This window comes from Mesorhizobium sangaii, from assembly GCF_014207355.1.
Lineage (GTDB): Bacteria > Pseudomonadota > Alphaproteobacteria > Rhizobiales > Rhizobiaceae > Mesorhizobium > Mesorhizobium sangaii.
Genome location: NZ_JACHEF010000001.1, coordinates 733994 through 755701 on the forward strand (window position 1 = coordinate 733994; position 21708 = coordinate 755701).

Sequence of the window (21708 nt, forward strand, 5' to 3'; positions counted from 1 at the left end):
GGGTCCCGCCAGCGCGCGTTTCGGTGAAGCGATGGCGGGACCGCGTTGCATGACGTGTCGGCGTCGCCCTCGTTGACCAGACATCTCTGCCGCCGCTCTGGCCGCAGCGCGCCGGCACGGGCGAGCCGCCCTTCAGTGGTGATGAGCGGAAACGCTCTTGACGTATTCGGACACCATTTCCCTCGGTGCCGACTGACTGACGTCGCCGACGCTAAGGATGCCGACCATCCGCATATTCTTGTTGATCACCGGCAACCTGCGGATTTTCAGTTCTTCCATGTGCTGTACGGCCTTGGCCAGATCGTCGTCTTCCCGGCAGCAGTGAATGCCGGTCGTCATGACATCGCGCGCCGTTGCCGTGCGGCCGTCGAATCCATCGTCCGCCAGTCCTTTGCAGACAATATCGCGGTCGGTCACCATTCCGATCAGTCGGTCGTTCTCTCCAATGGGAATCGACCCGATATCCTGGGCTCGCATCATTTTCGCCAGTTCGGTGACATCAGTTTCGGGGCTGACCCAGTCGACACCCTTATGCATTGCGTCTTTGACTTTCATGGCGGACCTCCCTTGCTGGGTTGGTGAATGTCCCCCTGTCCCATCTTAACGCGGGCGGGGTTTGACTGCCAGAGGCCATCATCCAGACCCGCGTTTTAGAATGGTTATCGGTGTCGCCGATGACCCCTTTTGCGGTTGGTTGTCATGCGTCCGATACACTCCGCAATAGCGCCTACATCTCGTTGTTTTCGGTGATGCCGGCTTCGCCTCCTCGCCGATATATCTTTCAGCCGACGGAACGTTTGTACTCGCCCGGTGTTATCACCATGATCTCCGCATAGGGATCATAAAGGGCCTTGCCCCCTCCAGGCCCTGGTTTGAGTCCGCTGTCTCCCCGGCAGCGGACCCGACACATTCAGTGATCGCTCGATCCCTCCAAACGCAAAATGCCCTACGACCTAACTGCCTCCGGCTCGACTGAATACAACCGTGCCATCGTCTTTGCGTATTTCCACCGCTACGATACCGTCATCCCGCTTCCGAGCGGCAAAGGTCGCAAAGACGTGGTCCCTCGCAGCCTTCTCGGCATCGAATGGCGTCTTTTCAACGACGCCCTGTTTCCCATACCAAATCACTGTGTAGGCCACCGCTGCGATGCTCCTTACTCCGCCGATCCATTGTCGGCAAAGGGTGAGGCGCTCGGGACGCACTGCAGTGACCAGCCGGCCGGTGTCGGCTGCTTCTGATATTCGGTGATGGCGGCGGTGCATTGTTCGCGCTTGTCGAAGGTGCTGGGCAGCACGACCATTCCGCCTTGCGGACCGGCGATTACTAGATACCAGATCAACGCTGCGGTCGAAGCCATGGGAAATTCCTTTTTTCCGCCCGCTCGGGAGCCGCGGATGGGTCGGACGACGTCAATTAGACTTCGGCCGGGTGGCGAAAGCATGGCCGGCGCGCAAGCTTCGCCCTCGCAAGGGCGTGCTTGACCATTTCAGTAGGAGGAAGAAGGCCGGCGCCAGGAGGCGCCCGGCCAAACTGGGAATTGCCGCGACGAGATGGCTTCTGGCGGCGCTTGGCCACCAATAAAATATAAAGCGCAATCCCGGCTCATATTGTCGAGATTATCAGTTCGACCTTGATGATCATCCGATCGGCCGTAGCAGAAAATCATATATATACAGTTTTACTTAAAGACCTTTTTCCCGTCAATCCTGCGGAAATTTGCTTTAGGTTTATTTGTGGCCTATGCTTTCTGCAGGGTTTGATATCTGCAAACAATGGGTTAGCGTTGACGGGATCGGGCGGATTTCCTTACGCGGCCTTTCGGGGGAAAACCCATGAAGCCTTCAATCAAAGCGCTCGCTTTGACCGCCGCATTTCCGTTGCTGTGGTTCAGTCCCGCTCAGGCAGCGACCGCTACCGGCAACATGACAGTCCGGATAACCATCCAGGCGGAGTGCAAGGTTCAGACCGCGACCGATATGGATTTCGGCACGAACGGTGTCATTGACGCCAATGTCGACCAGACCAGCACCATTTCAGTGCAATGCACCAACAGTACGCCCTACAATGTGGGCCTGAGTGCTGGTGCTGGCGCCGGGGCGACGATTGCCGTCCGCAAGATGACTGGCCCAGCGGCCGCGGTCGTCAACTACTCGCTTTATCGTGACGTCGCGCGAGCCCAGCTATGGGGCACCACCATAGGCACCGACACGGTGGCCGGCACCGGCAATGGCGCCGCGCAACCGCTGACGGTCTATGGACGCGTGCCGCCGCAAACAACGCCAGGCGCGGGTGTCTACACAGACACGGTTGCGATCACCGTCACCTATTAGGGTGCTGTCAAACAAGGAGGACGCCATGCGTTCCATGCTCAAAAGCATTGGCGCGATCGCGCTTTTACTGCTCGCGGCCGGTTTGGCGCAAGCAGCGTCGCTTCGGGTGGCGCCGACCAACATCGAGATGATCGCGCCGGACAGCGCGGCGGTCTTGACCCTGCGCAATGAGGCGAAACAGCCCATCAACGTACAGATGAGGGTGTTTCGCTGGACGCAAGAGGGCGGCATCGAACGGCTCGAGCCGACCAGTGATGTTGTTGCCAGTCCCCCGGCTGCGAAGCTTGGCCCCGGCGCCAACTATCTGGTGCGGGTTGTGCGCGTATCGAAATCAGCCGTTGCGGGCGAGGAAAGTTATCGTGTCATCATCGACGAACTTTCTGATCCGTCGAGAAAGAAGGCCGGCACCGTCAGTCTGGTCCTGCGCTATTCAGTTCCGGTGTTCTTTCGCAATCCCGATGCGGCTGCTCCAAATGTTTCCTGGAGCCTCTCGGGCAAGGGTCGCAAGCTGGTCCTGACAGCAAGAAACTCCGGCGAAAGTCGCTTGAGATTGTCCGATTTGACGCTGACGCAAAGCGGGCGAAAACTCGGCAGCCGAAACGGTCTTGTCGGCTACGTGCTCGGCGGTGCGACCATGCAATGGCCGGTCGCGGGGAAGGCGCTTTCGGGCGGGGCAGTTTCGCTGTCGGCCCAGAGCGATTTTGGACCGTTCGATGCCAACGTTGCGATCAAAGGCCAGTAGGGTCGCAATCACCGCTGTCGTGGCCGCATTTCCCACCATGCAGGTCAAAGCCCAAGATGTGTTGCCGGCCGCCTCGGTGACGGATTCCACAGCGGCCGCGGCCGACGGCCGCGATCTGTATCTGGAAGTCTTCGTCAACGACGTCTCGACGGGGCTGATCGGCGCTTTCAAGCAGCTATCGGATGGCGGCCTGGCTTCCACGCCGGACGAATTGCAGCAGGTTGGGCTGGAGCCTGTCGAAAGTGCGATGGGTGCCGATCACCTGGTGCGGGTCGATCGGCTCCCGGACGTCTCCTATCGTATCGATGAAGCGACCCAACGTCTCTATGTGACGGCCACCGATGCGGCACGCTCCGCCCACGTCATCGACATTGCCCAGCAGGGCAAGCAGGACAGCCTCGAGCCACAAGCCGGTTTTGGCGGTGTGCTGAACTACTCGCTGTTCGCCAGCACCAACGATCTGAAGGATAGCACCTCGCAGCTCTTTCGCGGCGTCTCAGGCGGTTTCGATGCGCGGCTTTTCAGCCCTTACGGAACGCTGAGCCAAGGCTTTATCGCCAGCCTGTCCGACGGCGAACTTGCCGGCTTCACCCGGCTGAACACGACCTGGAGTTATTCCGATCCCGAGCGCTTGCTAACCTACAAAGCGGGTGACTTCGTCTCGGGTGGACTGGCGTGGACCAGGCCTGTGTATCTCGGCGGCTTTCAGCTCCAGCGCAATTTCTCCTTGCGTTCCGATCTGGTCACCTTGCCGCTTCCGAGCTTTTCGGGAACGGCTGCTGTCCCCTCGACGCTCGAGGTCTACACACAGAATGCGCGGACCTATAGCAGCGACGTCCCGGCCGGGCCGTTTCAGGTGACAAACCTGCCAATATTCACTGGCGCTGGCGAAGCCCAGATTGTCCTGCGCGACAGCCTCGGCCGCGAAACCACCGTGACGTTGCCATTCTACAATTCCAACATGCTTCTGAAACAGGGCCTGCTCGATTTCACCGCCGAGGTCGGCTCTCCAAGGCGCAATTTCGGTGTCGAATCCTATGATTATGACGGGGCCATTTATGGCTCGGCAAGCGCGCGCTACGGGCTGACCAACTGGCTGACACTGGAAGGCCACGTCGAGGGTGGCGAGGATCTTGTGAATGGCGGCGCCGGCATGGCGTTTCCGCTCGGCTATTTCGGCGCTGCCTCCGTCGCGGCGGCAGGCAGCCGTCACGACGGCCAGACGGGTGCGCTCGTCAACGCCTCGCTTGAGTTGAGCCACGACGGATGGTCCCTCTATGGCCGCATGCAGCGCGCGTTCGGCGACTACGAGGACATTGCATCGGTCACCGCCGATATCGACGCTGTACCGGGTCCGGACGAATTCCCGATCTTCAGCGCCGGCGTTCCTCGCGCGCTCGACCAGGTGACACTAAGCGTACCGATGCCGCTTGATTTTTCAAACCTCAACCTCTCCTACGCGCACATAGAGAGCGCCGAGGGAGAGAGCAGCCAGATCGTGGGCGTTTCGTACAGCCAGACAGTGTTCAAGGACGGCAGCCTCTATGCCACTGCCTTCACCGACCTTGACGACAAAAACAGCTTTGGCGTGTTCGCAGGGATCTCCATGCCGCTCGGCGATGATGTCACCGCCTCGACCGGGGTCGCAGACGGTCCTGATGGCGCGTCGGTGTTCGCCGACATCGCCAAATCCGAACGGTTGGAGAACGGCAGCATCGGCTGGCATGCGAGGACGTCCGAGGGCGGCACGCCCAATCGGTCGGCTGCCGTCAGCTACCGTTCACCATGGGCACGAGTGGAGACCGGCATCCAGCAATTCGACAAGAGCGTTCGTGGAACCGCAGAGGTCGATGGGGCAATCGCCATCGCCGGCGGCGGCATTTTTGCCAGCAACCGTATCGACGACGCGTTTGCGGTTGTCGATGTCGGCGTTGCTGGCGTGGAAGTCCAGCACCAGAACAGGCCGGTCGGCGTCAGCAACCGGCAGGGAAAGATCCTGGTTCCCGATCTGAACTCCTACGAAGACAACATCATTTCCATCGATCCAAGGAACTTGCCGGTCGATGCCGACGTGCCGGAGACGCGCAAAATCGTCGTGCCGGCCGATCGAAGTGGCGTCGTCCTTGATTTCGGCGTTTCAAAGGCCGCTGATGCGGCGCTTGTCTCCCTGGTCGACGGCAAAGGCACGCCGATCGCCGTCGGCGCCAAGGGCCGCGTCGAGGGCTCCGACGAGGAATTTGTGATCGGGTATGACGGCGAGGCCTATATCCGCACCCTTCACCGGCAAAATGCCGTGGCCATTGAATTGCCGGATGGCAGCTCGTGTCGAGCTGAATTCGCCTATCGGGCAGTACCCGGCCAACAGGTGATCATCAAGCAGGTCATCTGTTCTTGAGGCGAGGACGAACAATGCTCCGTTTCGTTATGCTGTCGGCCGCCCTGCTGTTGCCGACCGTTGCCTGTGCCCAAAGCTGCAGCTTTGGCGTATCGGCGATGAATTTCGGGCTGGTCGATACGCTTTCCGGTTCGCCGAGCAATTCAACAGCCACACTCAGCGCAAACTGCACTGGATTGTTGTTGCAGCGCATTCTCGTCTGCCCAAATCTGGGTACGGGCACCGGCGGCGCCACGGCTTCGGCCCGTCAAATGCTGAGTGGCGCCAATCATCTCGACTACCAGCTTTATTCGGATTCCGCGCGCTCGGCGGTGTGGGGCTCCTATGCGTGGCCGTATCCGCCCGGGGCGCCGCCCTTTGCCCTGACGCTGAACGCGCTCGGCAGCGGTTCCAGCAGCCAGACGATCTATGGCGCCGTATTGGGCGGACAGGCGATTACCGCGGTGCCGGCGACCTATCTCTCCACATTCTCCGGGAGCCACGTCGAGTTCCGTTATCGATACAGCCTGCTGAACGATTGCAGCACCAGCGCCGGCTCAGTCGACAGACCCACATTCACGATCAATGCGACCGTTCCGGCCAATTGTTTGCTGGCAATCCAGAACATCGATTTCGGATCAAACGGCATTCTGGGCGCCAATGTCGATGCGACCGGCGAAGTTTCCGTCAGATGCACTCCGGGCACGCCTTACACAGTGTCGCTTAACGGCGGAACGACCGGTTCGCCGCCGACCTCGCGCAAGATGTCCAAGGGCGCGGAAACCGTAACCTACGGCCTCTACAAGGATGTCGCACGCAGCCAGCCATGGGGCGATGCGTCGACGCCAGGCAGTACCGTGGCGGGAAGCGGCGACGGTGCGGCGCATGATCTCACCGTCTACGGCCGTGTTCCCCCGCAGACGACACCCTCGGCAGGTGTCTATACCGACACCGTTGTCGTTACCGTGACCTATTAGGTCGTTGCATCAAAGCGCCGCGCATCCAGAAGAACGCGCGGCGCTGCAATGCCTTGTCAGCGATTACTGCGCGATTGGCGCGTACTTGCCGTCATGCCACTGGTTGATGTCGTAGCTGGCATTCTTGAGGTCGCCCTTTTCGTCGAAGGTGACGTTGCCGACAACGGTGCTGATCGGCGTGCCGTTCTTCAACGCTTCGGCAACCTTGCCCGGATCGTCGCTGCCGGCGCGCTTGACGCCTTCGGCGAAGGCCTGGACCACCGCGTAGGAGAACAGCGTGAAGCCCTCCGGTACGAAGCCGCCCGCCTTGATCTTCTCGACGGCTGCCTTGGCTTCTGGCTTTGCCTGCGGATCCGACGGGAAGACGAACATCGTGCCTTCGCCGGCCGGGCCGGCAACCTGCCAAAACTCCGGCGAAGCGATGGAGTCCGGCATGATCAGCTGGAACTTCAGGTTCTGTTCCGCCGACTGGCGCAGGATCAGGCCGGCTTCAGGATGGTAACCACCGAAATAGACGACGTCGGCCTTCAGATCCTTGAGCTTGGTGACGAGAGCCGAATAGTCCTTCTCGCCGGCATTGATGCCGTCATAGTACACCTCCTTGAGGCCACCGGCATTCATGGTTGCCCTGACGGCGTCGGCCACGCCCTGTCCGTAGGCGCTCTTGTCGTGCAGGACGACGACGTTCTTGGCTGCAAACTTCTTGGCGATCCATGGGCCGATGAAGGCGCCTTGCGCATCGTCACGCGTATAAAGCCGCATGATCGTCGGCCAGCCGGCCTTGGCCGCGGCGTCGGTCAGCACCGGGTTTGACGAGGCCGGGCTCATCATGAGGGCGCCGGCTTCGGCATAGACGGCAGAGGCCGGGATGCTCGAACCCGAACAGGCGTGGCCATCGACGAACTTGACGCCATCGGCGACGATGCGGTTGGCGACCGACACGGCCTGCTTGGGATCGCACTGGTCGTCCTGGATGCTCAGCTTGATCTGGCGGCCGTCGACACCACCTGCCGCGTTGATCGCATCAGCAGCGGCCTGTGCGCCCTGCTTGAACTGATCGCCGATGGTGGCGAGTTGCCCCGTCATCGGACCGACCACCGCAAAGGTGATGTCGTCGGCGAATGCGACCGGCGCACTCATCATCAGGCCAAAAACGGCCGCGCTCAAAATACTCATTTTTTTCATGGTGATAGAACTCCTCCACTCACGCGCGGCCGCCCGGCCGCGCTTCTTCCAGAGAGGCGGGACAATTTCATCCTTCACCGGACCTGTCTAGGCGCATCGGCGGCACTCGATTGGGCCTGCAAGATGTCATCCACGCAAAAAAGCCACGCCAGCCTTGTTCCGGCTGGTCGTGGCTTTTTGCTCGTCAAGCGGCCCCAAGCGCCCCCGCGCCCCGAAATCCCGCTCGCCTTCCCCGCATCGCGCGACTGAGCCCGGCCGGCCTGTCGCGTTCTTTTCATTTCTTGTTTGAGCCTGGTTCCGAAAACCGTGCTCCAGGTCGTCGACCGTCTTGCGCGGCCTTCCATTCCGCCGGGTCCGGCCGTCTGTGCGGTCTTGATCCCGGGCTTCCCTGTCTTGGATAGGTCTATCCGCGGTCGGCGGATCTCAGTGCATGGTCATCCATTCGCGAGCTTCGCGAAGCGCCTTCGCGATCTCGACCTTAGACATCGCTGCCGACAGTTCGGAACGCAGTTCCGCGGCGCGGGCCGAGCCCTTGATGGCGGCAATGTTGAACCATTTGTGGGCGGCAACGACATCGGTCTCGCAATCGCGACCCGTCGCATACATCATGCCCAGTTCGAAAAGAATGTCGGCCTGGGCAGTTGCCCCCATGGCGCCGAAGCCTGCTTCAAGCATTTCAAAACGTGCCATTTTTCAATCCCCTGTTCTGGCCCTGTCTGGCTCCCGAGAGCTGCCTTCGTTTGTCCTTGCGGGCTGCTCTTCCGATGCTTTCGAGAATGCCGTGGAGGCTTGAATCCGCCGTTAAATGGCGTGCTTAATTTGAGGAAAACAAAGCTAAAACAAGAGGTAAACGCGGAAATTCGTTAAGGATACAAAGCCAGCAATCGCGCCGGTTTTATTCAAATTCGACGAAAATTCTCGCGGCGAGAATCAACACTCCGCTAACCACGGGAAACAAACACGATCCGCGGATGCTTTCCCTTCTTGCCTGTGCGGCCCGCGCGGGGCGCCTTTCAGAATCGCGAAATCTTACGCTGCGGCACCGCTTTTGTTTTGCCAGGAGCTGGATTAGCTTACGTTTGCGTAAGCGGCAGACCGGCGAGGCGGAGCGTCGGGCCGCATATCCAAAGGGAGGAAGCCCATGTTTCGAAAAGTGAGCCTGGCCCTGGCGGCCACATTGATCATGGCGGGTGCGGCGTGGGCCGATCCGATCGAAGGCAATTGGAAGACACAGGCCGGAGATACCGCAGCCATCGCCGGCAGCGACACATTTTCCATCACGCTCAAGTCGGGCAAATTTGCCGGCAAGACCATCGGCTCGCTCAAGGCCGCAGGCGACAACAAATATGCCGGCAACATCACCGATCCGGCAAACGACAAGACCTATTCAGGCAAGGCGACATTGTCGGGCACCTCGCTCAAGATGAGCGGCTGCGTGCTTGGCGGACTGATCTGCAAGAGCCAGACCTGGCACAAGCTCTGATCGACCGCATCCTCACGACATGAAAACGGGGCCTCGACTGGCCCCGTTTTTATTTGTCCGGGCGCAAGGAGCCTGCCCGTGGTTCGCCTCCCACCGTACCTGCCGGACTGACGCCGGCCCCGTCAGAATCCGATCAACCAATTTGAACCGCAGATGAACGCCGGCATCAGAGCCGGTTCAGTCGCGCTCGGGCATTCTCCTGCGTGTTGAAGGAGACACGACCCAATGCTTGCGCGCCGCTTCACCATCGTCTGCCTGCTGATGAGCCTGTTTGGAATGTTCTTCGCCATCCTCGTCGCCGAAACGGGCCGTCCGGCCCGCGCCTGGGACGAAGCCGGTTCCAGGACCTGCCACCTCGCCTGCCCCAACCACCTTCGCAACTGAACAAAGAAACCAAGACCTCGAAAAGAAAAGCAGAACACCATGAACCGCATCGCCGCCAACGCTCTCAAGACCCTTCGGCTTCTGCCGCGGGCGGCGCTTATCCTGATGGTTCTGGCTGCTCCGGTCCTGGCTGTGCCGATGATGCGCGCCGATGCCGGCTCGACGATCGAAGCGCCAGCCTTGAGGAAGTCCGGCGTCGGCTTCGTGCTCCTGGTCAGCCTGCAGCGCGGTTAAAGAAAAAGGACGCTTTGGCAGCCTTCGGTCGCGACACCCCTCCCAAGAGCCGATCCAAGTCTCTATATTGAGCCATGGAAAAGCGAATCTATCCACAAGCCATCGAATCGGTCGTCATGCCGGAGCCTTTTGGCCGGCAAAGCTTTGATAACCCCAAAAAGGCCGTCGCCGCACTGCAGGCGTTGTACGACCGCAACACCAAGTTCCTTCGCGATTCCTTTGCGGCGCTGGCGGCAGCGGGTGGCGACAACAGCAAGCGCTACCGCGCCTTCTACCCGGAGATCGGCGTCACCACCAATTCGTTCACCCAGATCGACTCGCGCCAGGCCTACGGCCATATGCCGACGCCGGGACATTTTTCGACCACCATCACCCAGCCGGGCCTGTTCGAGAGCTACCTGGTCGAGCAGTTGCGCCTGATCATGCGCAATCATGGCGTCGCGGTCACCGTGTCGGAATCGACCACCCCCATACCGTTGCATTTCGCCTTTCTCGAAGGCACCCATGTCGACGGCTCGGCCGCCGAGCGCATCAAGCGGCCGATCCGCGACCTGTTCGACGTGCCGGACCTCGACGGCACCGACGACCAGATCGCCAACGGCACTTTCGAAGTGGCCTTCGGCGAACCACGGCCGTTGGCGCCCTTCACGGCGCAGCGCATCGACTATTCGCTGCACCGCCTGTCGCACTATACGGCGACCACGCCGCAGCATTTCCAGAACTTCGTGCTGTTCACCAATTACCAGTTCTACATCGACGAGTTCGTTGCCCGGGCGCGCGACCTGATGGCCAGCGGCGGCGGCGGATATAGCGAGTTCGTCGAGCCGGGCAATGTCGTCACCAAGGGCGGGCAAAGCGCGCCGAGCGAAGGGGTCGCGCCGCCACGCCTGCCGCAGATGCCGGCCTATCATCTGAAGAAGCCGAACCATGGCGGCATCACCATGGTCAATATCGGCGTCGGGCCTTCCAACGCCAAGACGATCACCGACCATATCGCGGTGCTGAGGCCGCATGCCTGGGTCATGCTTGGCCACTGCGCCGGGCTGCGCAACACCCAGGCGCTCGGCGACTATGTGCTGGCGCATGCCTATGTTCGGGAGGATCACGTTCTCGACGACGACCTGCCGGTCTGGGTGCCGATCCCGCCGCTGGCCGAGATCCAGGTGGCGCTGCAGGAGGCAGTTGCCGAAGTCACCGGCCTGTCCGGCTATGACCTCAAGCGCATCATGCGCACCGGCACCGTCGCCACCATCGACAACCGCAACTGGGAGCTGCGCGACCAGCGCGGACCGGTGCAGCGTCTATCACAGTCGCGCGCCATCGCGCTCGATATGGAATCGGCGACGATCGCGGCCAACGGCTTCCGCTTCCGCGTGCCCTACGGCACGCTGCTGTGCGTTTCGGACAAACCCCTGCATGGCGAGTTGAAGCTGCCCGGCATGGCGACCGAGTTCTACAAGCGGCAGGTGGCGCAGCACCTGACCATCGGCATCCGGGCGATGGAGAAACTCGCGGAAATGCCGATGGAACGGCTGCATTCGCGCAAGCTGAGAAGTTTTTCGGAGACGGCGTTCCAATAGGCTAATTGCGCATCGCACAACGCGTGTCGCGTTGAAACCGCCGCGCATTTTTGGGCGACATGCATTTTGTTTTATGCATGTCGTTGCCCCAAAACCGCTGCGCACTCTTGGGCGACATGCATTTGTTTTATGCATGCCGTTGCCCCAAAACCACTGGGCACTTTTGGGCGACATGCATTGGGCATTTCGTCATCTTGATTGGGCCGCATTTTTGCCGATAACCGTGCAGCATCACAGTTGGCAACCCGTGCAGACCTGACCCGATGAGACGCAGTCGAGACATGGCAGCTTCACTGGCATTCATCGCGATGATGATGTTCTCGGTTGCCGTGGTCGCCGGGTTCTTCGGCGCCTTGCACCCGGCCTTCGATTCCTTCTCGCATTTCCGGGTTCATCTTGCCGTGCTGATGGCGCTTTGCGCGCTGCCGCTGTTGGCCACGACATTTCGCCTGCAAGCGGCCGCGGCGTTACTTTTTGCCGTGGCGGCCTTTGCCACCACAATGAGCGCGCTACCACAGCCGTGGCCGGTGGAAGCGGTCGCCAAGCCCGCTGGCCAGATGGTCTACAAGCTGCTGCAGATGAACCTGCGCTACGACAATCCGACGCCGAAGAAGGTGCTGTCGCTGATCGGCCGGACCAATCCCGACGTGATCACCCTCGACGAGGTGTCGGCGATGTGGACCACCGAGCTTAGCTATATCAGCAGCGCCTATCCATACCGGATCCTCTGTCCCTACCCCAACGGCATATTCGGCGTCGCGCTGCTCTCGCGGCGGCCCTTTGCCGCCGGCACCGAGCCGCATTGCGAGCGGCGCGGCGCCATGGCGACAGCGACCGTCGACTTCGGCGGCATTGGCGTCGATGTCGCGGCGATCCATCTCAGCTGGCCTTGGCCACGCGAGCAGCACTGGCAGATCGGTGAGCTAGCCGAGTCGCTCTCCTCGCTCGGCGAGACAGCCATCATGGCGGGCGACTGCAACGCCGTGCCATGGAGCGCCGCCGTGCGCCGCGTCGCCGCGCTCGGCGGGCTGACCGTCATGCCATCCGCCGGACCGACCTGGACATACATCAAGCTGCCGGACTTCCTGCGGCGTTTCGCCGGCCTGCCGATCGACCAGGTTTTCAGCAAGGGCGGCGTGACCATTCATTCCGCGACACGGCTGGAAGAAACTGGCTCGGACCATCTGCCGGTGCTGGTCGAGTTCTCGCTCAGGCTGAACGAGCAAAAGCCGACCGACGAACACGAGACCGCGACTGCGATGCTGACACCGACGGGAAAATCGCGAAACGGATATCAGGGTTAGAGGCCGTTAGAAGATGATCCTTTCCGACAACCGGATTCCACTTTTTGGGATCATACTCTAAGTCGGAGTTCGGACCCTTGGCGTGTTCGATTTGACATGGCTCGATGGTCCGCCGAAGGTCGGCCAGCTCAACATACGGGGTGCCGTGCATGTCGCCCACCTTCATCGTCAGACGCGCCACGCCGGAGGACGAAGCTGGGGTAAGCGAGTTGCTTCTCGCTTCATACCCCGGCCTGATGCGCACTACATACGATCAGACCATTCTTGAAGCTGCGCTGCCTTTGATCACTCGGGCAAATCCTGCGCTGCTTTCGGCTGGCACCTACTATCTCGCGGTCAATGACGATGGCTTTGCCGTCGGCTGCGGCGGTTGGTCCCGGGAACGGCCCGGAAGCTCCGAGGTAGAGCACGGACTCGCGCACATCCGACATTTCGCCACACGTCCCGAATGGTTGGGCCGTGGGATCGGGCGCCAGCTTTACCGGCGTTGCGAAGAAGATGCAGGCTCGTCCGGTGTGCGCCGTTTCGAATGCCAGGCAAGCCTCAACGCAGAGGGGTTCTATGCAGCCTTGGGCTTCAGGTCGGTAGGGCGGATCGAAGTGCGCATTGGCCCTGGGCCGATGTTGCCTTCCGTCCTGATGGAACGGACCATTTGAACGTCAAGCCTGGCGCAGTGTGCTCGTTCCCGCCGATTGATTTTTGCCCCTAGGGCCGCTCCAGGGCCTCGACCAGATATTCTACGTGACCGCCTTCCCGGTGTTCGCGCGCGTCGAAGGCATTCTGCCTGGCTTCATAGTCGACAAAGACCGCGTCGATCCGCCGCCGCGCCTCACGCCGTGCCTTGGAACACTGGGGGTCATTGGAGACTGTCAGGCCCCTGAGCGATTTCTCGGTCGCACTCATCATCTGCCTGGCAATGTCGCCATGGGTCGCCTCATGCGCGCGAACGCCGGCGAAGAACCGCGCCCAGCGCTTGTCGAGGGCCGGCGGGAGGGCGGACGCGACACGGGGGTAGGTGAAATTCAGGTTGAGCGTTCCGTTGACTTGCCCGATGCGGCAGGTGCCCTTGACCTCAACAAGGTCGAACTCCCAGGCCTTTGTATAGCTTGTCTGTGCGATGGCGCGAGCCATGAAGCCGTGCCTCGGCCCGTTGCGGTCCATGGACTCGATCAGAGCCTCTCCGGTCTTGCCGGAGATGTCGTATGTCTGCGTCTTTACCAGGATTTTCACGCCGGCCGATGCGGCCGTCGCGGAACCGCACAAGGCGCCGACGATCGCCAGACCTGAAAGAATGAACAAGCGCATATCCGGCTCCTTTCCATGACGATGAGTGGACCGGCGGCAGAGTACCGCCGGCGCGATCCACTTCACATGCCCTGGTAGACCGGTCCCTCGCCGCCCTGCGGCGGGACCCAGTTGATGTTCTGGTTCGGATCCTTGATGTCGCAGGTCTTGCAGTGGACGCAGTTCTGCGCGTTGATGACGAAGCGCACGTCCTTCGCCGCCGGATCGGCGGCGGCGTTGCCGTCCTTGTCGACCCACTCATAGACGCCGGCCGGACAATAGCGTGTCGAAGGCCCGGCAAAGACATCGTGCTCGGAACGCTTCTGCAACTCCATATCACCGACAAGCAGGTGGACCGGCTCGTTTTCCTCATGGTTTGTGTTGGACAGGAACACCGAGGACAAGCGGTCGAAGGTCAGCACCCCGTCGGGCTTCGGATAGGCGATCTTCTGGTGCTGGGCGGCAGGCTCGAGCGTCGCATAGTCGGCCTTGCCATGCTTAAGCGTGCCGAAGGGCGAGACGCCGAACAGCGTGTTCAGCCACATATCGAGGCCGCCGAGACCGACACCGACGATTGTGCCGAAGCGCGACCACAGCGGCTTGACGTTGCGCACCTTCTTCAGGTCCTTGCCGATGTCGGTTGCCCGCCAGGCCGCCTCATAGGAGGAAAGCTCGTCATTGGCCCGGCCAGCGCCGATCGCCTCGGCGACATGTTCGGCCGCCAGCATGCCGGACAGCACGGCATTGTGCGAGCCCTTGATGCGCGGCACGTTGACGAAACCGGCCGCGCAGCCCATCAGCGCGCCACCGGGGAACGACAGTTTCGGCACCGACTGCCAGCCGCCCTCGGTGATGGCGCGCGCACCATAGCCGAGGCGCTTGGCACCATCGAAGGTGCCCCTGATCGCTGGATGCGTCTTGAAACGCTGGAATTCCTCGAACGGCGACAGCCAGGGGTTCTTGTAATTGAGGTGGAGGACGAAGCCGACCGCCACCTGGTTGTCCTCGAGATGGTAGAGGAACGAGCCGCCGCCGGTCTTCATGTCGAGCGGCCAGCCGAAGGAATGCTGGACCAGGCCCGGCCGGTGGTTTTCCGGCTTGACCTGCCAGAGTTCCTTGAGGCCGATGCCGTATTTGCCGGGCTCGCGGCCATCGGACAGCTTGTATTTGGCGATCAACTGCTTGGCGAGCGAACCGCGCGCGCCCTCGCCGATCAGCACATATTTGCCCATCAGCGCCATGCCAGGCGCGAAGCCCGGGCCGTGCGTGCCGTCCTTCTCGACGCCCATGTCGCCGGTGACGACGCCGGTGACGGCACCTTCCTCATTGTAGAGCAGGCCGGCGGCGGCAAAGCCCGGATAGATCTCGACGCCAAGCGCCTCGGCCTTGGTCGCCAGCCAGCGGCAGACATTGCCCAACGAAACGATGTAGTTGCCGTGATTGTTCATCAGCGGCGGCATCAGGATATTGGGCAGACGGAACGAGCCGGCCGGGCCAAGCACCAGGAAATGATCATCGGTCACCGGCGTCTTGAACGGGTGGCCTTCCTCGTCGCGCCAGCCCGGCAGCAGCCGGTCGATGCCGATCGGATCGACGACGGCGCCGGAGAGGATATGGGCGCCGACCTCGCCGCCCTTTTCCAAGACGACGACCGAAAGTTCGGGATTGACCTGCTTGAGGCGGATCGCCGCGGCAAGGCCGGCGGGACCGGCGCCGACAATGACCACGTCGAATTCCATGCTTTCGCGTTCGATGTCGCTCATCAACCCCTCCGCACTGGCTTATCCCTTTCGGGTATCTTGCTGGCTCCTGCGCTGCATAGCGCATCAATTGGCGACAGGAAACCGGCGCATACGTGACAATGCCGTTTTGGCCAAAAAGTCGCGCATCGCGAGGGCTTGGCGGCTGTTTTTCGTCTTGCAGGGCCGTCGGCGCTTATGTTTTTAATTGTTCGACGGCTCGCTTATCGGCCATACTTCATGCCATGCGCATTCCTGGGCCAGGCGGCTTTTCATCGACGCGCTTTCCATCGACGCCCGGCCGGGCCTGCCGGGCGCTTCTTTTGGCCCTTCCGATGCTGGCACCGGGTCACGTCGCCGCAGACGAGGTGAAAGTCTGGGCGACTGGAGCCTACTCTTTCTCCGACGAGCTTGGCGGCTTCCACATCACCGGCGCTTCGGGCATCGGCACCAAGGACGATCCGCTCGTCATCACCGAAGAGCTGAATTCGTCAACGCCGGTGACGCTGACCATCCGCACGACAAAGCCGATCCAGGCCTTCGGTAAGGCCGGCGAATTCGCCAATGGCATCATGTATATGCGCATCGACGTGCTCAACAACAGCGGCCAGGCCTGGGTCGAATTCCAGTTCGAGCTGCAGGAAATCCTGAACCAGCCAAGCGTGTTCGGCGACGGACTTTCGTTCGACCAGCGCAACAAGACACCGGACAATATCTGGTCGAGCAGTTTCGCCGATTTCGATCGCGATTTCGAACCCTATGACCGCCTGCTGTTCAAGAACGGCAAGGTCGACCCTCTGAAAACCGCCAGGTTCGAATTCCTGATGACCGATTATACGCCGCGCTGGACGTTCTATCTGGTGCAGGACCCACGCATACCGACGGGCTAGAGCAAGCGGCCAGCCTTGCAAATTCCAGTCATGCGGACGAATGTGCCGCCATGACTGCCGCTTCCCCAATCAACAGACAGGACCTTGCCGACCTGCTGGCCTTTTATGCCAGCGCCGGTGTCGACGAGGCGCTTGAAGACCAGCCGGTGAACCGGTTCGCCGAGGCGCCAAAACCGGCGGAGCGGGCGGTGGCGCCGCCCGCCGACGCGGTTGCGCCGCCTGGCTCGACGAGCACGTCGCGCCCCGAACCGGCCGACAGGGCAAATCTGCCGCCCGTGACGCGTGCACCGTTGATAACCGCTGCGGTTCCAGACGAGGCGCAGGCGGCGCTGGCGCGCCACCTGGCAACGACGGCAACGACGCTGGACGAGCTTCGCCAGCACATGGCGGCCTTCGACGGCTGCAATCTCAAGGCCACCGCCAAGAACCTGGTGTTCGCCGACGGCAACCCGGAGGCCGCCGTCATGCTGGTGGGCGAAGCCCCCGGCCGCGACGAGGACATCGAGGGCCTGCCCTTCGTCGGCCGCTCGGGCCGGTTGCTCGACCGGATGCTGGCGGCGATCGGCCTCGACCGCACTTCGGCCTATATCGCCAACGTCATTCCGTGGCGGCCGCCGGGCAATCGCACGCCGACGCCGCACGAGACCGAAATCTGCCGGCCGTTCATCGAGCGGCAAATCGAGCTGGTCAATCCGAAGGTGCTGATCAATCTCGGCGGCCCGTCGGCCAAGACCTTGCTCAACACCTCGGAAGGTATCTTGCGGCTGCGCGGCAACTGGCGCGTCCACACGACAGCTTCCGGCATCGCCATCCCGGCCATGCCAACCCTGCATCCGGCCTATCTCCTGCGAACCCCTGCGCACAAGAAGCTGGCATGGCGCGATTTTCTCGAAGTGAAGGCGAAGCTGCGGGCACTTGGTTGAAGCGCGGCAGCTCTTCCCTTCTCCCCTTGCGGGAGAAGGACAGGGCCATAACCTCCCAGGTAATTGAAATCATCCACTGCCAGCCTAACCATGCCCCCATGACAACACTTCAAAATTCCGCCGGTAGCCTCATCCGGGAATGGCGCACCCGCCGCCGCATGAGCCAACTCGACCTCGCCATGGAAGCCGAAATCTCGCAGCGCCATCTGAGCTTCGTCGAGAGCGGGCGTGCCGTGCCCTCGCGCGACATGGTGCTGCATCTGGCAGAGCAATTGTCGATCCCGCTCCGGCAGCGCAACCAGTTGCTGCTTGCCGCGGGCTTTGCGCCGAGCTTCGGCGAGCGGTCGCTCAGCGACGCGACGCTGGCGCCGGCGATGGCGGCGGTCGAGATCGTGCTCAAGGGACATGAACCCTTCCCGGCGCTCGCCGTCGACCGGCACTGGAACCTGGTTTCGGCGAATGCCGCCATCGCTCCCTTCCTTGCCGATGTCAGCGAGGCTTCGCTGCTGACGCCGCCGGTCAACGTGCTTCGCCTAAGCCTGCATCCGGGCGGCATCGCACCGCGCATCGTCAATCTCCAGGAATGGCGCACGCACCTGCTCGAGCGTCTCAAGCACCAGAACGACGCCAGTGGCGACCCGGGGCTGATCGACCTGGAGCGCGAACTGCGGACTTATCCGTCCGGGCTGAACGGCAGCCGGCCGGCTCCTGTGGAGCCGAATGCCATCGTGCATCCGCTCAGGCTAGCGCATGGCGATCAGGTGCTGTCGTTCATCAGCACCATCACGGTGTTCGGCACGCCGCTCGACGTGACGCTGTCGGAACTGGCGATCGAATCGTTTTTCCCGGCCGACGAACAGACGAGGACGGTGCTGGTGCGGCTGGCAAAGGAGCAGGCCGAACGATCGTAGTCACCCCTGGGGCAGAGTCGCCTTTCGCGTGCGGGTGCGCTCCAGGCCGAGCTGGCGCTCGCGCCAGATGATGAAGATGCCTGCAGCGACGACGATCAGGCCGCCGACGAGCATGTTGAGCGTGGCAACGTCGCCGAAGACGAGATACCCGACAACGACGCCAAGGATCATCGAGGTGTATTCGAAGGGCGCCACGACCGAGGCTTCGGCATGGCGATAGGCCGAAGTCATCAGGATCTGGCCGAGGCCGCCGCAGAAGCCGGCGGCAACCAGAAGTGCCGCCTGGAGCGGCGTCAGCGCCTGCCAACCGAACGGCAGCGACAGCAGCGCCATGACGCTCGCCGTTACCGAAAACCACAGCACGATGGTCGCGGTGCGTTCGCTTTGCACGAGATTGCGCACGAGCAGCATGGCAACGGCCGAGATCGCCGCCGCGACAAGGGCGGCGATGACGCCGAGCACCTCCTGGTCGTCAAGCGCCTCGTCGGAACTCAGCAGCGTCAGTTCCGGCCAGGAGATGATCAGCACGCCGACCAGGCCGACGGCGACTGCGCTCCAGCGATAGACGCGGATGGCTTCGCCGAGGAAGATCGAGCTGAACACCACCACCAGCAGCGGCTGCGCGTAGTTCAGCGTGATCGCCTCCGGCAGCGGCAGCCGCGTCAGCGCGAAAAAGCCAAGTCCCATGGCGCAGACGCCGACGACACCGCGCGCAATGTGATTGAGCGGGCGCTTGGTCGAAAAAGCAGTGCCGAGTTTTCCCTTGAAGGCAAGAAAGGCAATGATCGGAAAGATGGCAAAGAAGGAGCGGAAGAAGACGATCTGGCCCGCCGGCACGGTGCCCGCCGCCTTGATGCAAGTCGACATCCCGACGAAGACCGCCACCGACACGATCTTGAGCGTGATGCCGGTGAGCGTGCTGTGCCCGACGGGATGGTCGCTGGCTGCTAAGGCCTGACCCGGTTTTGCTGTCACGCTCCCGTCGCTTCCTGGATCGTTGCCCAGATGCGCGCCGGCGTCGCCGGCATGTCGATGTGCTTGACGCCGTAGGCGCGCCAGAGCGCGTCGGTCACCGCGTTGAGTGCCGCCGGCGTCGAGCCGATGGTGCCGGCCTCACCAGCCCCTTTGATGCCGAGCGCATTGGTGGTCGAAGGCACGTTGCGGGTCTCGAAATGGAAGAACGGAAAATTGTCGGCGCGCGGCATGGCGTAGTCCATGAAGCTTGCCGTCAAGAGCTGTCCATCCTCGCCATAGATGGTGTCCTCGGTCAGCGCCTGGCCAATGCCTTGCACCACGCCGCCATGCACCTGACCTGCGAGCAGGATCGGATTCACGGTGACGCCGAAATCGTCGACGATGGTGTAGCGGACGATGTCGGTGGTGCCGGTGTCGGGGTCGATCTCGACCTCGCAGATATGGGTGCCGTTGGGATAGGTGCACTCGTCCTGCACGAACTCGCCGAACCCCTTGAGATCATCCGGCGTCTTGGCGGCCTTGGCGATGGCGGAAAAATCGATCGTGCGGTCGGTGCCGACGATGCGGGCAACGCCGTCCGACAATTCGATGTCGCCGGCCGAGGCCTCCAGCTCGTCGGCGGCGATGCGTTTGATCTTGTTGGCCAGGTCCTCGCCGGCGCGCGACGCCGAGACGCCGCCGAGCGGAATGGAGCGCGAGCCGCCGGTGCCGCCGCCAGCCTTCAGCTCATCGGTATCACCCTGGCGGACATGGATCTTGTCGATGTCGAGATTGAGCTTTTCCGACAGGAACTGCGCATAGGCGGTGGCGTGCCCCTGGCCGTTGGTCTGGGTGCCGATCTTCAGCGTCACCGTGCCGTCGCCGTTGAGTTCGACAAAGGCCGGTTCCGACCCCGGAAAGGCGCAGGCCTCTATATAGGTCGCCATGCCGAGGCCGCGGATTTTTCCACCCGCTTTCGACTGTTCGAGCCGCGCCGGAAACGCCTTCCATTCCGCCTGTTCGATGGCGCGGGTCATGTGGCCCTCGAATTCGCCAGTGTCATAGAGGCGGCCGGTCTGCGTGCGGTAGGGAAACTGCTCGGGCCGGATGAAATTGCGGCGCCGGATTTCTTCGACGGGCAGACCCAGATCGTGGGCGCAGGCATCGACTAGCTTTTCCAGCAGGAACGCCGCTTCCGGCCGGCCCGCGCCGCGATAGGCATCGACCGGGCAGGTGTTGGTGTAGAGGCCGGTGACCGACACGTCGAGCGCCTGGATGTCGTAGACGCCGGTCGACATGGTGACGCCGATATACGGAATGAAGGGACCGTATTGCGAGACATAGGCGCCCATGTTGGCGAGCAGGTCCACCTTCATGCCAAGGAAGCGGCCGTCTCTGTCCAGCGCCATCTCGGCCTTCACGACATTGTCGCGGCCTTGCGCGTCGGTCAGGAAGTGTTCGGTGCGGTCGCCCGCCCATTTCACTGGACGGCCAAGCCGCTTCGCCGCCTCAAGCACCAGCGGATATTCGCGGTAGACGAAGCTCTTCGGCCCGAAACCGCCGCCGACATCCGGCGTGATGACGCGCAGCTGGTTCTTCTTGATCTTGAACAGGCTGACCAGAATGTACTGCATGGAATGCACGCCCTGCGACCCCGTGGTCAGCACGAAGCGGTTCTCCTCAACGTTCCACTCGCCGATCGCCGAGCGCGGCTCCATGTAGTTGCAGACCAGCCGGTTGTTGACGAATTCGATGCGGGTGACATGGGCGGCCCTGGCGAAGGCCGCGTCCGTCTTTTTCTTGTCGCCCGTATGGTAGCTGAAGGCCCGATTCGAGCCGAGTTCCGGCCAGACCAGCGGCGTGCCTTCGGCGAGCGCCGTCGCCGTTCCGGACGCCGCATCTTCGCTGTCATAGTCGACGTCGATCAGTTCGGCGGCATCCTGCGCCAAAGCGCGGCTGTCGGCGACGACGAAGGCAACGGCGTCGCCGACATAGTTGACGCGGTCACGGCACAGGACCGGTATGTCGCGGGTCGGCGCCTTGGTGCCGTCCGGCTGTTCCTGCATGACGCCGGACTTGAGATCGCCGAGATGAGCAAGGTCCTTGCCGGTCAGCACCAGATGCACGCCGGGCGCTGCCTTCGCCGCCTCGGTCGAACCGATGGTGAAGCTGGCCTTGGCGACCGGCGAGCGCAGGACATAGCCATGCAGGACGCCGGTTGGCTGGATGTCGTCGGTGTAGCGGCCCTGGCCCTGGATGAAAGCAGCATCCTCGCGCCGCAGCACGGATGCGCCCATCCCGAATTTCGGCGTGACGACGGTCATGGATGCCTCGTGATGATGACTTGGAGGAGGAACGCCTGAAATAGGCGCTGTCTCAGTTTTGTCGAGGGGCTGTTTCGTGTAAAGAGC

Annotated in this window: 21 protein-coding genes; 13 read left to right on the forward strand and 8 right to left on the reverse strand. The window is 62.2% G+C overall.

What is annotated here, in order from left to right; genetic code table 11:
* Positions 1 to 132: 132 nt before the first annotated feature.
* Complete coding sequence (locus HNQ71_RS03795; protein ID WP_184871239.1) at positions 133 to 555, reverse strand: CBS domain-containing protein; 423 nt, start codon at positions 553 to 555, stop codon at positions 133 to 135.
* Positions 556 to 1156: 601 nt separating this feature from the next.
* Positions 1157 to 1360, reverse strand: a complete 204-nt coding sequence (locus tag HNQ71_RS03800) for a hypothetical protein (RefSeq protein WP_184871240.1) — start codon at positions 1358 to 1360, stop codon at positions 1157 to 1159.
* Positions 1361 to 1835: 475 nt separating this feature from the next.
* On the opposite strand from HNQ71_RS03800, the gene HNQ71_RS03805 reads away from it, so the two are divergent.
* The 4 genes from HNQ71_RS03805 to HNQ71_RS03820 are packed head-to-tail and all read left to right on the forward strand — an operon-like array spanning position 1836 to position 6426.
* The gene (locus tag HNQ71_RS03805) at positions 1836 to 2333 is read left to right on the forward strand and encodes a Csu type fimbrial protein (protein WP_184871241.1); all 498 of its coding nucleotides are present in this window, start codon (positions 1836 to 1838) and stop codon (positions 2331 to 2333) included.
* A 25-nt stretch (positions 2334 to 2358) separates the two neighbouring features.
* Positions 2359 to 3075 carry a fimbrial biogenesis chaperone gene (locus HNQ71_RS03810; protein WP_184871242.1) on the forward strand — a complete coding sequence of 239 codons (717 nt, stop codon included), beginning with the start codon at positions 2359 to 2361 and terminating at the stop codon, positions 3073 to 3075.
* Entirely contained in the window at positions 3047 to 5470 is a 2424-nt protein-coding gene (locus HNQ71_RS03815) for a fimbria/pilus outer membrane usher protein (protein ID WP_184871243.1), read from the forward strand. The genes HNQ71_RS03810 and HNQ71_RS03815 overlap by 29 nt, the downstream gene beginning before the upstream one ends.
* A 14-nt stretch (positions 5471 to 5484) precedes the next feature.
* Positions 5485 to 6426, forward strand: coding sequence for a Csu type fimbrial protein (locus HNQ71_RS03820; RefSeq protein WP_184871244.1), 942 nt, complete (start codon positions 5485 to 5487; stop codon positions 6424 to 6426).
* A gap of 63 nt (positions 6427 to 6489) precedes the next feature.
* Here HNQ71_RS03820 and HNQ71_RS03825 read toward each other — a convergent pair whose 3' ends face one another.
* Both HNQ71_RS03825 and HNQ71_RS03830 read right to left on the reverse strand, forming a co-directional pair.
* Positions 6490 to 7611 carry an ABC transporter substrate-binding protein gene (locus HNQ71_RS03825; RefSeq protein WP_184871245.1) on the reverse strand — a complete coding sequence of 374 codons (1122 nt, stop codon included), beginning with the start codon at positions 7609 to 7611 and terminating at the stop codon, positions 6490 to 6492.
* Positions 7612 to 8034: 423 nt separating this feature from the next.
* Positions 8035 to 8301, reverse strand: a complete 267-nt coding sequence (locus HNQ71_RS03830) for an SEL1-like repeat protein (protein WP_010915070.1) — start codon at positions 8299 to 8301, stop codon at positions 8035 to 8037.
* Between the two features lie 451 nt (positions 8302 to 8752).
* Between HNQ71_RS03830 and HNQ71_RS03835 the strand changes: the two genes are divergently transcribed.
* The 6 genes from HNQ71_RS03835 (at position 8753) to HNQ71_RS03860 (ending at position 13252) form a co-directional block, all read left to right on the forward strand.
* Positions 8753 to 9094, forward strand: coding sequence for a DUF2147 domain-containing protein (locus HNQ71_RS03835; RefSeq protein ID WP_184871246.1), 342 nt, complete (start codon positions 8753 to 8755; stop codon positions 9092 to 9094).
* 225 nt (positions 9095 to 9319) lie between these two features.
* Entirely contained in the window at positions 9320 to 9478 is a 159-nt protein-coding gene (locus tag HNQ71_RS03840) for a hypothetical protein (RefSeq protein WP_167391977.1), read from the forward strand.
* Between the two features lie 39 nt (positions 9479 to 9517).
* Positions 9518 to 9712, forward strand: a complete 195-nt coding sequence (locus HNQ71_RS03845) for a hypothetical protein (protein ID WP_111549141.1) — start codon at positions 9518 to 9520, stop codon at positions 9710 to 9712.
* 116 nt (positions 9713 to 9828) lie between these two features.
* Positions 9829 to 11292: an AMP nucleosidase gene (locus HNQ71_RS03850; protein WP_484502675.1), complete on the forward strand. Its 1464-nt coding sequence runs from the start codon at positions 9829 to 9831 to the stop codon at positions 11290 to 11292.
* A 281-nt stretch (positions 11293 to 11573) separates the two neighbouring features.
* Positions 11574 to 12596 carry an endonuclease/exonuclease/phosphatase family protein gene (locus HNQ71_RS03855; RefSeq protein ID WP_184871248.1) on the forward strand — a complete coding sequence of 341 codons (1023 nt, stop codon included), beginning with the start codon at positions 11574 to 11576 and terminating at the stop codon, positions 12594 to 12596.
* A gap of 149 nt (positions 12597 to 12745) precedes the next feature.
* Positions 12746 to 13252, forward strand: a complete 507-nt coding sequence (locus HNQ71_RS03860; protein ID WP_184871249.1) for a GNAT family N-acetyltransferase — start codon at positions 12746 to 12748, stop codon at positions 13250 to 13252.
* Between the two features lie 49 nt (positions 13253 to 13301).
* On the opposite strand, the gene HNQ71_RS03865 is transcribed toward HNQ71_RS03860, so the two are convergent.
* On the reverse strand, positions 13302 to 13901 hold the full coding sequence (locus tag HNQ71_RS03865) for a DUF922 domain-containing protein (RefSeq protein WP_184871250.1): 600 nt from the start codon (positions 13899 to 13901) through the stop codon (positions 13302 to 13304).
* A gap of 62 nt (positions 13902 to 13963) precedes the next feature.
* Positions 13964 to 15643: an electron transfer flavoprotein-ubiquinone oxidoreductase gene (locus tag HNQ71_RS03870; RefSeq protein ID WP_184871251.1), complete on the reverse strand. Its 1680-nt coding sequence runs from the start codon at positions 15641 to 15643 to the stop codon at positions 13964 to 13966.
* A gap of 221 nt (positions 15644 to 15864) precedes the next feature.
* Here HNQ71_RS03870 and HNQ71_RS03875 point away from each other — a divergent pair, with 221 nt between their 5' ends.
* From HNQ71_RS03875 to HNQ71_RS03885, 3 genes are all read left to right on the forward strand, one after another.
* Positions 15865 to 16509 carry a hypothetical protein gene (locus tag HNQ71_RS03875; RefSeq protein WP_184871252.1) on the forward strand — a complete coding sequence of 215 codons (645 nt, stop codon included), beginning with the start codon at positions 15865 to 15867 and terminating at the stop codon, positions 16507 to 16509.
* A gap of 50 nt (positions 16510 to 16559) precedes the next feature.
* The gene (locus tag HNQ71_RS03880; RefSeq protein WP_184871253.1) at positions 16560 to 17432 is read left to right on the forward strand and encodes a uracil-DNA glycosylase; all 873 of its coding nucleotides are present in this window, start codon (positions 16560 to 16562) and stop codon (positions 17430 to 17432) included.
* A 98-nt stretch (positions 17433 to 17530) separates the two neighbouring features.
* Positions 17531 to 18343, forward strand: coding sequence for a helix-turn-helix domain-containing protein (locus tag HNQ71_RS03885; RefSeq protein ID WP_184871254.1), 813 nt, complete (start codon positions 17531 to 17533; stop codon positions 18341 to 18343).
* On the opposite strand, the gene HNQ71_RS03890 is transcribed toward HNQ71_RS03885, so the two are convergent.
* Positions 18344 to 19318: an EamA family transporter gene (locus HNQ71_RS03890; protein WP_184871255.1), complete on the reverse strand. Its 975-nt coding sequence runs from the start codon at positions 19316 to 19318 to the stop codon at positions 18344 to 18346.
* Positions 19315 to 21621 (reverse strand): xanthine dehydrogenase family protein molybdopterin-binding subunit, encoded by a 2307-nt coding sequence (locus HNQ71_RS03895; RefSeq protein WP_184871256.1) that lies wholly within the window; start codon positions 21619 to 21621, stop codon positions 19315 to 19317. Before HNQ71_RS03895 ends, HNQ71_RS03890 begins: the two co-directional genes overlap by 4 nt.
* Positions 21622 to 21708 lie beyond the last annotated feature (87 nt).